This window comes from Lysinibacillus sp. G1-3 (genome assembly GCF_056322905.1).
Window position 1 is genome coordinate 40,095 of record NZ_JBWHYQ010000016.1, and the last position, 12,702, is coordinate 52,796.

The following is a 12,702-nucleotide window of genomic DNA, read 5'->3' on the forward strand; positions in this document are numbered from 1 at the left end:
CTATCAATTTGGAGCTAGTAAAAGAACAGAGTAATGTAAAAAAAGATATCGAACAACAGGACAACAACCAAATCGATTATGACAAAATTTCCACTTCAGAGGATTTTAAACAACTACTTTTAGATAAGAAAAAGTTTATTATTTCATACACAATTTTTTATTTGGCTTATTCACTAGCTTTACCATTCCTATCATTGTTTACAAATATATTAAACGTTCAAGTAATAGGAGACATTACGTTGGCGTGGATTTACGGTATTTCAATTATCTTTATGTCATTTGGAGTATGCAGTATTTACGTAAAGAAGTCTGCTGAATTTGACGAAAAAGTAAAGCAAATCATAGTAAAAGAGGGGCTGTAAACATATGGGATGGGATATTATTCTTCTTTTTGTACTCATGTCAATAGGGGTACTTTTCATTACGTACTATGCTTCCAAAAAAACAAAAACAGCAGGTTCTTTTTATACAGCTGGAGGGGGTCTGACTGCTAGGCAAAATGGACTTGCTTTAGCAGGTGACTTTATGTCTGCATCTACCTTTTTAGGGTTAATTGGAGCCTTTTCTTTAACGGGATATGACGGATTCTTCCTCATGTACGGTGCGCTAGTTTCATTTCTTGTCATTTTATTTTTAGTTGCAGAACCATTAAGGAATCTAGGGAAATATACGTTAGGTGATATGATTACTGCTCGATTTAAGTTTAAACAAGTACGAGGAGTAACTGCCTTCAATACAATAATCATCTCAGTTTTTTATATGCTTGCACAGCTTGTTGCTGCTGGAGCTTTATTCAAATTATTATTAGGTATTCCGTATAATACTTCAGTCCTTATTGTTGGTGTTGCTATGTTAGCTTTTGTTTTGTTTGGAGGAATGACCGCAACAAGCTGGGTTCAAATTATTAAAGCCGTTCTTTTAGTAGGTGGAACCTTTATTATGTTTGTAATGGTTATGTGGAAATTTAATTTTAATTTTATTGGCATTTTTACGGATATGAAAACAGCCACTCCTTTTGGAATTGATTTCTTAAACCCTGGTTTGAAATATAAAAACGGATGGGATGCTGCTTCTTTAACACTTGGGCTCATTCTTGGGACAGCGGGTCTACCCCATGTATTAGTTCGCTTTTTAACTGTACCGAATGCTAAGGTTGCCAGAAAGTCAGTTGTTTGGCTTATGTGGATTATGGGGTTGTTCCATATTATGGTTATTTTCCTTGGGTTTGGAGCGGCAAAGCTAGTTGGAACTTCGAAAATTATTGAGGCTAACCCAGCAGGAAATATGGCAGCGCCATTATTAGCAAAGTATATTGGCGGAGATTTTATGTTTGCTTTTATTTCTGCGGTTTCCTTTGCTACTATTCTCGCAGTTGTTGCTGGAATTGTAGTTACGGGAGCAACAGCATTTTCTCATGACTTTTATAACGAAATTTTAAAAGACGGGAAAGCAACCGAAAAACAGCAAATGTTTATGGTACGTCTTGCGTCGATTGTCATCACTGCTATCGCCATTGCCTTATCACTATTTCTTCAAAATTTTAATGTTGCCTTTGTAGCATCAATCGCTCTTACATTAGCAGCGAGTTCGAATTTACCAGTTATTTTATTAACTATTTTTTGGAGAAAGTTCAACAAAAATGGAGCAATCTTCGGGATGCTTATAGGATTAATTAGCACGATTGGTCTAGTTATGTTAAGTCCAAATGTTTGGAATCCGGAACCAGGTGTAGCCTTATTTACTGGTAAGCCTATTTTCCCTCTTGCGTCACCAGGAATTCTTTCTATACCGTTAGGTTTCTTAGGCTGCTATATTGGTACATTAATAGGGGCCCGTAAGACAAAAAATGTAGAGGATAATTTTTCAGAAATTATCGTTAAGTCAAATATAGGTAATGATGTTAAAGGTGTAGTTAATCATTAGTGATAGTTTGGCAAGTTCAAAAAGATTAAGTAATCATCAGAAGAATTTTACGAGTTTATGAGAGGTGTGAATAGTTATGAGTAAGGCAATTATTAAATTGAGTGAAACCCTTCACACAAAAGAAGTGGAAGTAGATCCTCAAAGCAATACAATCATTCTCGGTGATAGAAATGTAACCTTAGAGCAGTCCTCTTTGGAGGCGCCAATTTCGGGTACAGTATATGGGGCTTTATTAAATTATAGTGGCGAGCTTGAGGCATTAGGCTCATCTTTAACGATAGAACCTTATAAACAGCCTCCCAAAGCGCCTGTGTTATATATAAAACCGGTAAACACGATTACTGGATTTAAATCTTCAATTCCACTACCCGAGGATACGTCGCATCTGCAAGTAGGTGCCTCATTAGGCATTGTCATTGGGAAAAAGGCTACTCGTGTAACAGAAGAAAAAGCTTTAGATCATGTATTAGGATACACCATTGTAAATGATGTGAGTATTCCACATGAGAGTTTATACCGACCAGCTATTAAACAAAAAGCAAGAGATAAATTTTGCCCTGTAGGTCCATGGATTATTGAACGCGATGCAATCGCTGACCCGAATAAGTTGACGATTACAGTATTCGTTAACGATGAATTAAAACAAAAGAATACAACGGCCAATTTAATTCGACCTGTATCACAACTTATTTCTGAAATTTCGGGATTCATGACCCTGTTTGAGGGCGATGTTTTACTAGTTGGGGTACCTGAAAATCCTCCTCTTGTTAAAGAGGGAGATCGAGTACGAATTGAAATCGATGGAATCGGTTATTTAGAAAATACAGTTAAATGAGAATCTCATTGTTTTATAAAGGAGCGTGATTATTATGAAACATGCACGTGTAGTATTTCAGGATGTCATTCATCAAGCGATTGAAACAGATGATGGTCACCTGAAACTAGATAATGGACAAATTGTTTCTGAGGAGGAAGTGGTCTGGCTACCGCCTGTCCAACCTAGAACCGTTTTCGCTTTAGGGCTAAATTATGCAGATCATGCAAAGGAACTTGCTTTTCAAGCACCAACAGAACCTTTAGTTTTTCTAAAAGGTCCTAATACTTTTATTGGTCATCGAGGTCAGACGTACCGACCGGCTGAGGCTACCAATATGCATTATGAATGTGAACTTGCAGTTGTCATAGGGCGTTCCGGGACTAACATTAAACGAGAAGATGCTTATGATTATGTAGCAGGATATACAGTTGCAAATGACTATGCCATCCGTGATTATTTAGAAAACTATTATCGTCCGAACTTAAAAGTAAAGAATAGAGATAATTGTACACCAATCGGTCCATGGCTAGTCGATGCAAAAGATATTGAAGATCCTATGAATCTTACATTGCGTACTTATGTAAATGGAAAAGTTACGCAGGAAGGCACAACGAAAGATATGATTTTTAGTATTCCGCATTTAATTGAGTATTTAAGTAGTTTTATGACATTAAATAAAAACGACATTATCCTTACTGGTACGCCTGAGGGCTTAGTTGATACAAAGGTAGGGGATGAAGTCATTACTGAAATTGAAGGTGTGGGGCGACTAGTAAATACTATTATTAGTGAAAAACAGTTCTTAAGAACAGAAAGTGAGAACGCCATTTTTAGTCAGTGAAAGGGATGAAAACATGCCGCATTTTATTGTTGAGTATACCGATAACATAAAGGAAGAAGCAGCCATTCCAAATTTGCTTGAAAAAGTGAATGATGTTTTGATTAGCCGTAGTAATCTTTTTCCAACTGGAGGAATTCGATCAAGAGCAGTTGAACTTCATGATTACCGAGTAGCAGATGGAGAAGAAGATGATGCATTTGTTCATGCTACATTAAAAATTGGGGCAGGTAGATCGGCTGAACATAAGAAAGAAACTTGTGACGAACTATTCGAAGTAATCAAGGATCATTTTGCTGATTTATATAATAGGCGCTATCTAGCATTATCGATGGAATTGATTGAATTCAGTGAGGAAGGTACTTACAAGTATAATAATATCCATAAGCGTTTTAAAAAGTAAAAGGGCTGAAAGTCAATCAAGGTAATAGATTAGAATTTGGCTAAAAGGAGTTTTCTAGTTTTCATCACTGTTGTTTTTTATTGATTAAAAGGCTCATAACCTCCATTTTTCCGAGGTTATGAGCCTTTAGACAACATTCGGGATGACTCGTTTTATTAGATGAAACATGCATTGTGAAAACGAGCAGGAAAAGGCGAAATACAATGTGAACGAGGTAAATATGAAACAATGGTTGAATCTGTTTGTAAGAGTAGTTCCGCTTTTTACAATAAAAAAAAATTGATTTCGCTTACAATTTAGGTTACATCGCGTTAAGTGTAGATTTTCATTTTAGGAAGGGGACTTTAAATGACAAACAATCAAGCTTTAGATGTGAACTGCATTGAATGGGCAAGTAAAATCAACAAAAGTTATATTGGAGGTCAATGGGTAGAGGGTGGTAGTGCAAGAACCTATTCAATAAAGGATCCATATGATCAGTCAATTATTACATCTGTAGAATTAGCGAATATAGAGCAAATAAAAGACGCTTATCAAAAAGCAAAAGCAGCACAAAAGGAGTGGGCTAAATCTACTCCAGAACAAAGAAGAGAAGTTTTAACGAAAGCATTACACTATTTAGAGAAAAATAAAGAGTATATTTTGGAATTAATTACACGAGAAACTGGTGGAACACTACTTAAAGCTCAAATTGAGTTTGGCTTTGGAGTTAGTGACATCAAAGATTCTATAAATATGGTAGATGAAATTTACACACCTAAACATTATACATCTTCTACACCGGGAAAGGTTAGTCGTGTATATCGATTACCTTTAGGTGTTATTACGTCCATCACACCTTTTAACTTCCCATTTAACATGGCAACAAGAACAATTTTCCCTGCCATTGCTCTCGGGAATAGTGTTGTTCATAAACCAGATCTCCAAGTAGGAATAGTTGGCGGACAAGTTTTTGCAAAAGCTTTTGAAGAAGCAGGACTTCCTGCTGGAGTGTTTAATACAATTTTAACTGATCTTCAAGAAGCAGGAGATGAATTCCTGTTAAATACGAATTCTTCGTTTATCAGTTTTACAGGATCAACTGAAGTAGGAAAATATATTAATAAAGTAACAGGCGGAACATTAAAACAAATGGCATTAGAACTTGGAGGCAATAACCCTTTAGTAGTTTTAAAAGATGCCGACGTTGAACAAGCGGTGAAAGTAGCCATCTTCGGGAAATTTTTGCATAGTGGTCAAATTTGTGCGATTACAAATCGAATTATTGTTCATAAAGATATTTATGATGAATTTGTTACTAAATACGTAGAAAAAGTTAAGGGATTAACAGTAGGAGACCCTAAAGACCCAAAAACAATTATTGGACCTGTTATAAATGAAAAACAAGCTGATAAAATCATGGATTTAGTTAATAAAGCAAAGGAAAAGGGATTAAAAGTTGCCGTAGAAGGTGACCGTACAGGAAATGTTATTTCTCCATTTGTATTTGTTGATGTACCTAATGATTCAAGTCTTGCATCTTGCGAGATCTTCGGTCCTGTTGCACAAATTATTCCGGCTGAAAGTGATGAAGAGGCCATTCGCTTTGCGAATGACACGGAATATGGATTATCCTCTGCCATTCTGACTAGTGACATAGAAAGAGGGGAAAGATTAGCCCTTGAGATCGAATCTGGTACAACACATATAAATGATATGCCTGCAGTGCTAGAAGGAAATGTTCCATTTGGTGGAGTGAAACAAAGTGGAATTGGACGCTTTGGATATGAATGGATTGTAGAGGAGTTTACTGTTGCGAAATGGGTATCTGTACAAACGAGCAAATTAGATTATCCGTTTTAGGATTGCAGCGAAATTCATGGTTGTTAAAAAAGCCTGTAACCTTGAGGTAACAAGGGATACAGGCTTTTAACTTAAATACTGATAGTAATTAAGAGTGGGAAAGCGCTCTAAATTGCTATTTTAAAATTTTCCCGCTATTCGTTTTTTGATAACTCGTTTTACTTTTTCAATGAATTTAGGGATTTTACGATGATTGAATCAGGAACGGCAATGCCACTTCCGATTTAAAATAAAGTAATAACCATCATCATTAAATAAAAAGTCAGTAACACTGAGGGAAGGTGATTAATTATCTAAATTTTCCAAAAGTTATATTGATTATTTTTCCTTTTTTAATTACACTTTTTTTACGAACGTTCGTAGTGACGTGGAATATGAAAGCTCTACTAATTCAGAAATATACTTTGGTTCATTTTTGAATTTTTTAGATAGCATGTTATTGAGTTAATTTATGTAAGTATAGAAAAATTTAATTTAAGGCTTGGTGTGTCTTGGAAAATCTCCTGGCAGGGTATTTCCAAAATGAAGAATAGCTACTTCTTGAAATGAAGATGGCTATTTTTATGCGAAAAAAAGGCATTAAGATTAAGTTCATCATACCTTATCTCCTTGTAATCATTTAGCCAGAGAGTAGACGTAGATAAGGAATCAACCCTGATTAATTGCAAAATACCTACTTAAACTTACTTTGTGTAAGAAAAGTAGTAAACAGTTGATTTAGCTGTTATTTGATTAACCTAGGAAATAATCATATATTAAGCATCGAATTGTAAGCGTTTACTAATTTGTATTACAAGGGGGTAAAAAGTTGATTAGTCCTTTGAATTCGAAAATAATTAGTTACTTGCCGTCCCAGCCTGACTTTGAATTTCAAACAGATTACTATATTGAACAAAAAGTTAGAATTAAACCAAATCAACCATCTATTCTGTTTTATCAATTTAAAATGGGAGGGGTAAGTAGTCAAATTTCTGTTATTCCGGATGGATGTATCGATATTCTCATTAATTGTGATCAGCACTACGGTAATATTTGTGGAAGCGTTACTAAAAGTAGAGTGATTAATCTACTCCCAAACAGTACATACTTTGGTATTCGTTTTCTGCCATGCCTAGATATTAAGAAACTAAAATTCGGTATAAAAGACCTTACAGATAAAGAAATTTCCTTAAATGAAATGTTTCCTGTAAATACGAATATTTTAGAAAGGGTAGCAACCGATGAAAGTTTTATGCAGAGAGTCAATATATTCAATGAAATATTGGAAAGTCATATTTTTGAGATTGATAAATCAACAAAACTAATAAAACAATCATTATATAATATATACGCGACAAGAGGAAATATTACCATTACGCAACTTGCAGAAGAAGTAGGATATTCAACTAGATATTTAAGAAAACAATTTGAAGACCATATTGGAATTTCCCCCAAATTATTTAGCCAAATAGTTAGATTTCAATCATCACTAAATATGCTTCTGAGGACAACCCACTTTACGTTAAATGATGTTATTTATGAGAATGGTTATTATGACCAAGCTCATTTGATTCGTGAGTTTCGGAATTTTGGATGCACGACACCTTACCAATTAACGGGGCAAAAAAGAATAATGATTGTCTAGCTAAAGAGGCTGGGACAGAAGGATTTTAGCCAATAAAAACACGAACAATATTACGAAACGCGCATTCTGTGTTTCGTAATAGTTCGGGTTTTCTATTTATATTCTTTGTTAATTTAAAAATTATCCGTCTTTCATAAAGGACAAATTAGTTATGTCCCACCCTCTTTTACGTGCGCCTGACATACGCGTTTGATAACTTTTTTTAGGTGAAGATTTAGAATGTTCCGATTTTTACAATATCAAATTATCTTATTCTGATAATCTGAAATTAATAGAAAGAATGCTTATTGTTCCTACTACAGTCAAAGGAAAAATGGGCAATCAACAAAACAAAAGAGGGGAGTCAGATGATTGACGCAATACCAACTGTTCATTAATGGTAATTGGGTTGAGGCTACGTCAAGTAGAACGTTTGAGTCTATTGATCTCAGAACCGGAAATGTACAGTTAGACAAAGCACGCATGGGTTTACTTTAATAGGAAAGTTTTGAATACGGAGGGTAACGCTTTGTATAAATAACAAAATTATAATAATGCCAATGGGGGTAGGGATTATAGAGAACATTCAAATTGTATCAGATGGGCAAAGTCTAAAAAGAAGTTTAAAGATGCGAGATTTAGTTATTTTTGGTCTTGGTTTTATGGCACCAGTTGCAGCGATGTCAATGTTTGGAATTATCACATTGGTATCTCAGGGCCATTCTGTCCTCTCATATGTTCTTGGTTTTGTTGCTATGTTATTTACAGCGTACAGTTTCGGTAAAATGGTTGAAGCTTACCCGGTTGCGGGCTCAACCTATACCTACGCCCATCAAGCGCTACACCCTAAAATAGGATTTATTGCTGGATGGGGAATGCTGCTTGATTATCTGTTGATACCCATGCTAACTTTTTTGATCAGTGCAAGTTTTGCAAACGCCCTTGTACCAAGTATTCCGGTTTGGGGGTGGGTTCTCATTTTCGCTATTCCAATCACGATTGTTAATATAATCGGAATTGATATAGCAACTAAGTTGAATTCAGTTTTAGTGCTCTTCATGATTATCGCGGTGATTGCCTTCGTTTTTAGCGCAAGTCATTTTATAATAACGGGTGATTTATCTTTAATAAATTATAAGGCAATTTATGATGGTGATTCTTTTTCAATAGGAGCAGTTATTGGCGGGGCAGCAATTGTTATTGTCGCTTACCTAGGTTTTGATGCTATTACAACCTTAGCTGAAGAGACGAACGTAGAGGGGAATAAAATTGGTTTGGCCATTATGTTTACCTGTGTCATTCAAACGGTATTTTATGTTTCCGTCACTTATTTAGCAGTGATTCTTGTAGGAAACTATTTAACTATTGATAATCCCAACACAGCCTTCTTCAACGTTTTAGAGACGATAGGGGGCGGGTTTCTTCAGACTTTTATTACATTTACGATTATCGCATCTGGAATTGCAAGCGCTTTAGCAAGCCAATCAGCTTCAAGTCGTCTGCTCTTGGGGATGGGGCGTGACAATGTCATCCCTCAAAAATTTTTTAGCTATATTCATCCAAAGTATAAAACACCGATGAATAATATTTTATTAATGTCAATAATCGGCGTTATTGGTGCAATATCTTTGGATTTGCAAATTGTATCCGACTTAGTCGCGTTTGGTGGATTATTAGGATTTGCTTTCGTAAATATTTGTGTTATTAATCATTACTATTTAAAAAATAAGCGAAAAAATATCGTTAAATATTTGGTTGTTCCATTAATTGGGGTGTCGGTTTGTCTTTATATTTTGTGGGGGCTTTCAACAGCCGGAAAAATAGTTGGATTTACTTGGATGGGATTTGGTGTTTGTTATTTCTCGATTCGATCCATGTATTCAAAAGAATCCAAGAAACTCTTAACAGATATAAAAGGGCAGAATATTAGTTAACTAAAATAATAAGCTTTATACCTACTCAGACATTAAAGGAGGAATAAAATATGCAATACGTTGCAAAGCGGAATAACTTAAACAAATTGGAATTATCAGAACTAGATAAAAAACATTATTTACATCCAACCACTCCACCAAGAGCTCATTATTTATCAGGGCCCTCAACAATTTTTACAGAAGGTAAAGGAATTTATCTGAAAGACATAGAGGGGAAAGAGCGTATTGATGGGGTTTCGATGCTTTGGAATGTTAACCTTGGCTATGGAAATGAAGAGCTTGCTGAGGTAGCAAAACAGCAGATGTTAAAACTTTCTTACAGCTCTTCTTTCAGCGGACAATCCAATGAGCCTGCTATCCTTTTAGCACAGAAAGTGGCCTCATTAGCACCTGGTGATTTGAATGTTTGCTTTTTCACATCGGGAGGTTCGGAATCTAATGATACTGCATTTAAGCTAGCTCGTTTTTATTGGAAAGTAAAAGGTCAGCCAGAGAAAACTAAAATTATTTCTCTTGAACAATCATTCCATGGGGTTACAGTAGGAGCCACTAGTGCTACTGGAATCGAAGGATTCAACAAATTTACGACTTCTAATGCTCCGAACTTCCTTACAGCTGCAGCGCATGTTTTGAATGCAGAACTTGGTGATAAAAGTGATCCAAATTATTCGCGTTCTATTCGTGGGATAATTGAGTCAGAAGGATCCGGTAACATTGCCGCTGTCATTCTGGAGCCAATCCAAGGCGCAGGCGGGGTAAGGTTCCCTCCTGACGGATACCTTCAAGCTGTTCGCAAACTTTGCGACGAACACAACATTTTGCTTATTGCAGATGAGGTGATTTGTGGGTTTGGAAGAACAGGAAAGACCTTTGGTGTTGATAATTGGAACATTGTTCCGGACTTTTTATGTGTTGCAAAAGGAATCTCGAGCGGCTACGCCCACCTAGGTGCTGTAATTATGAGAGAGCATGTAAGAGAAGCATTTATTCAATCAGATGAAATGATGTTCCATGGATTCACATATAGTGGACATCCAATGGCTTGCGCGGTTGGCCTGAAGACACTTGAGATATTAGAAAGAGATCAAATTGTTGAGAATAGTAGACTTCGCGGTGAAGAATTATTAAAAGGACTTAAGTATCTCGAAAGCAATTATAAACATATCACGAATATAAGAGGTCTTGGCCTACTTGCCGGTATTGAGCTAGTTAAAGATCCTGAAAACGGCATCTCATTTGATCCGGCGGTACACGCGGCAGCTCTGTATACAGATATATGCATGGACTTAGGCCTACAATTACGTTATTTCGATTGGAAGGGAACAAATACAGTTGCTCTTGCGCCACCGCTTATTATTACAAGCCAACAGGTTGAAGAGATTATTAACAGAATGTCTGATGCTTTTAAAAGGTTTGAAAAACAAATTTAATTCACGTACTATATCCAATAAACAACTGCTGACCAGGCGCTCATAAACATGTTAGTACCTGGTCTTTTATTCATCATACGATCTAAACTTTCTATGCAATATAGAGTAGGAGAATGGAGGCTAAAACCTTATTTATTGACACGTATCTAACATCGTGAAGAAGCGAAAGTAAAGTGAAGCGATAAAGCCTTATATAGTACAGGCTCACCGGCTAAATAAAAATATAGATTGATCTGAAAAGAGCGATTCAACAAGAGTCAAAAATGGATGAGAACCTATTTTAAACAATATTAATTCCTGCACTCGCATTACCAATAATAATGTCAACTGCAATTTCTCCTGGTAACGATGAAATATAAAATACCATTAATAAACGATCACCTGCAGTTACAGGTACTGGTGGGATAGTAGCCGATGCAAAAACTAAAAGGTCTACGGGAATAGGTTCTGTAATAGATGGAACTAAATCAACGCTAGCACTTGTACCAGTAAAAGTATTACTACCTACAGGTGCATGAAAAATTTGAGCACGGATTGTCAAAGCTCCTGATTCAACCTGCCCTGAGAGTGCATTATATGAGGCTGAAATAGCAGTTATCTTCCCGTCACGTGGGACGCTGAAGGCTTCACTAAAAATTGCAGTTAAATTAATCGTATTATTTGCAAGAGGTACAAGGTCTACAGCAGAACCAAACCCTATGAGACTAGCAAGCCTATTGCCAAGTATATTTTCAACGACTGTTTGTCTTCCAGAGGAGAAGGGAATTATTGAACCACCTTGATTTTCTCCGCCATTCCCAATTTCTGAATTTATACAATTGATATCTGTGGCCACAAATGGTCCTAAGTTATTACAATCTTTTCTTACTGATGAACTATTACAATTATTTTTGCACACAAACTTCCCTCCTTTTATCGCTAGGATATGTTGAAGAAGGGAAGTGGGAAGGGCTATAAACTTGATAAATATTATTTCTTTGTTTTTAAACGATGAAAAAAGCCACTCATTTTGGGAGACGGGTGTAAGCTAACAAAAAAATCTCTACATGTCGTAAACGCTACCCAGAAACGTTTGTTTATATATTGTAGACCATTTTTCTCTAGTCTTTAATAATTAGTAGCGCCGAATTTAACTTGCACATTAGCATCCCTGCATTCTTTTATTACCAGATAGATAATTTCATTTGCGGAATATTTCGATAGTTCCTTTGCCATCAGTGTTACAGAAACTTCTTTGCCTTCTATTCTTACTAAAGCATCGGGATAGCCTAGTGACTTAATTTGCATCTCAAGCATTGTTTCTGTAGATTCTTCTTTATTGAGAGTATCAATTTCAATAGCTGCCTTATTTTTTTCTTCAGCAAAATACCCATCTGATGTGATTTTTTGAGTTAATTTTTGGCGAAGTTGATTTCGTTCATTACTAACTTGTAGGCGCGTTTCTTCAAATAAAGAGCTTGGGGAGGAAACTTCCTTTGTCACATTCTGTAAAGTTTCTTTTTGATCTGTACCTTCTGTGAATGTAATTTCCTCTTTTGATTGTTTTGATGAATCTATCAAAGAATAGACTGAAATAACCGCTACTAGAGTTAATAATATAAGTAACCAAGACGATTTACGCATGCACTGTCCCTCCATCAATAAATATGGTGAAATACCATTATGCATCTTTTCAAAGTCTGTTTAATGAGAAGTTTATGTAACAGTATCGTTTATTATTTTAATGGCAAGAAATACGTTATTAATGAGCCCTCACTTGAAAGAGAGTTAGTAGAGCATCGTCTTACTTACCTTAAATATACTCCTAAGAAACTTAATTCTTACATAAACCTTGAAAAAATAAATTAACAGATTTGCACAATACTGTTTTGGATTGTTATAAACTTAGAATAAGAAAAATGATTTAAGGAGG

The 12,702-nt window shown here is 35.7% G+C and carries 11 protein-coding genes; 9 read left to right on the plus strand and 2 right to left on the minus strand.

The window, feature by feature from the left end:
• The first annotated feature begins 8 nt into the window (after positions 1-8).
• The 9 genes from ACVYAD_RS17350 (at position 9) to ACVYAD_RS17390 (ending at position 10,790) form a co-directional block, all read left to right on the plus strand.
• A complete protein-coding gene (locus ACVYAD_RS17350) occupies positions 9-362 on the plus strand; it encodes a DUF485 domain-containing protein (protein WP_349660114.1) in 354 nt (117 codons plus the stop codon).
• A gap of 4 nt (positions 363-366) precedes the next feature.
• Positions 367-1,923, plus strand: a complete 1,557-nt coding sequence (locus tag ACVYAD_RS17355; protein WP_476427291.1) for a solute symporter family protein — start codon at positions 367-369, stop codon at positions 1,921-1,923.
• Between the two features lie 76 nt (positions 1,924-1,999).
• The gene (locus ACVYAD_RS17360) at positions 2,000-2,758 is read left to right on the plus strand and encodes a fumarylacetoacetate hydrolase family protein (RefSeq protein ID WP_476427292.1); all 759 of its coding nucleotides are present in this window, start codon (positions 2,000-2,002) and stop codon (positions 2,756-2,758) included.
• A 34-nt stretch (positions 2,759-2,792) separates the two neighbouring features.
• Positions 2,793-3,581 (plus strand): fumarylacetoacetate hydrolase family protein, encoded by a 789-nt coding sequence (locus tag ACVYAD_RS17365; protein ID WP_476427293.1) that lies wholly within the window; start codon positions 2,793-2,795, stop codon positions 3,579-3,581.
• 13 nt (positions 3,582-3,594) lie between these two features.
• Positions 3,595-3,981 carry a 5-carboxymethyl-2-hydroxymuconate Delta-isomerase gene (locus ACVYAD_RS17370; RefSeq protein ID WP_349660118.1) on the plus strand — a complete coding sequence of 129 codons (387 nt, stop codon included), beginning with the start codon at positions 3,595-3,597 and terminating at the stop codon, positions 3,979-3,981.
• Between the two features lie 348 nt (positions 3,982-4,329).
• The gene (locus ACVYAD_RS17375; RefSeq protein WP_476427294.1) at positions 4,330-5,823 is read left to right on the plus strand and encodes an aldehyde dehydrogenase family protein; all 1,494 of its coding nucleotides are present in this window, start codon (positions 4,330-4,332) and stop codon (positions 5,821-5,823) included.
• A gap of 808 nt (positions 5,824-6,631) precedes the next feature.
• A complete protein-coding gene (locus ACVYAD_RS17380) occupies positions 6,632-7,447 on the plus strand; it encodes a helix-turn-helix transcriptional regulator (protein WP_349660120.1) in 816 nt (271 codons plus the stop codon).
• A 608-nt stretch (positions 7,448-8,055) separates the two neighbouring features.
• Positions 8,056-9,360, plus strand: coding sequence for an APC family permease (locus ACVYAD_RS17385; protein WP_476427295.1), 1,305 nt, complete (start codon positions 8,056-8,058; stop codon positions 9,358-9,360).
• Between the two features lie 50 nt (positions 9,361-9,410).
• Complete coding sequence (locus ACVYAD_RS17390) at positions 9,411-10,790, plus strand: aminotransferase family protein (protein ID WP_476427296.1); 1,380 nt, start codon at positions 9,411-9,413, stop codon at positions 10,788-10,790.
• A 280-nt stretch (positions 10,791-11,070) separates the two neighbouring features.
• Here the strand turns inward: ACVYAD_RS17390 and ACVYAD_RS17395 are convergent, their stop codons facing one another.
• Together ACVYAD_RS17395 and ACVYAD_RS17400 are read right to left on the minus strand one after the other, a co-directional pair.
• Complete coding sequence (locus ACVYAD_RS17395; protein WP_476427297.1) at positions 11,071-11,688, minus strand: exosporium glycoprotein BclB-related protein; 618 nt, start codon at positions 11,686-11,688, stop codon at positions 11,071-11,073.
• 209 nt (positions 11,689-11,897) lie between these two features.
• Entirely contained in the window at positions 11,898-12,413 is a 516-nt protein-coding gene (locus tag ACVYAD_RS17400; protein ID WP_476427298.1) for a SpoIIIAH-like family protein, read from the minus strand.
• Positions 12,414-12,702: the final 289 nt, after the last annotated feature.

Excerpts from the sequence above, each read along its gene's own strand:
- ACVYAD_RS17390 (WP_476427296.1), top strand. The coding sequence starts at position 9,411 with ATGCAATACGTTGCAAAGCGGAATAACTTAAACAAATTGGAATTATCA.
- ACVYAD_RS17375 (WP_476427294.1), top strand. The coding sequence starts at position 4,330 with ATGACAAACAATCAAGCTTTAGATGTGAACTGCATTGAATGGGCAAGT.
- ACVYAD_RS17400 (WP_476427298.1), bottom strand. The coding sequence starts at position 12,413 with ATGCGTAAATCGTCTTGGTTACTTATATTATTAACTCTAGTAGCGGTT.
- ACVYAD_RS17365 (WP_476427293.1), top strand. The coding sequence starts at position 2,793 with ATGAAACATGCACGTGTAGTATTTCAGGATGTCATTCATCAAGCGATT.
- ACVYAD_RS17360 (WP_476427292.1), top strand. The coding sequence starts at position 2,000 with ATGAGTAAGGCAATTATTAAATTGAGTGAAACCCTTCACACAAAAGAA.
- ACVYAD_RS17370 (WP_349660118.1), top strand. The coding sequence starts at position 3,595 with ATGCCGCATTTTATTGTTGAGTATACCGATAACATAAAGGAAGAAGCA.
- ACVYAD_RS17355 (WP_476427291.1), top strand. The coding sequence starts at position 367 with ATGGGATGGGATATTATTCTTCTTTTTGTACTCATGTCAATAGGGGTA.
- ACVYAD_RS17385 (WP_476427295.1), top strand. The coding sequence starts at position 8,056 with ATGCGAGATTTAGTTATTTTTGGTCTTGGTTTTATGGCACCAGTTGCA.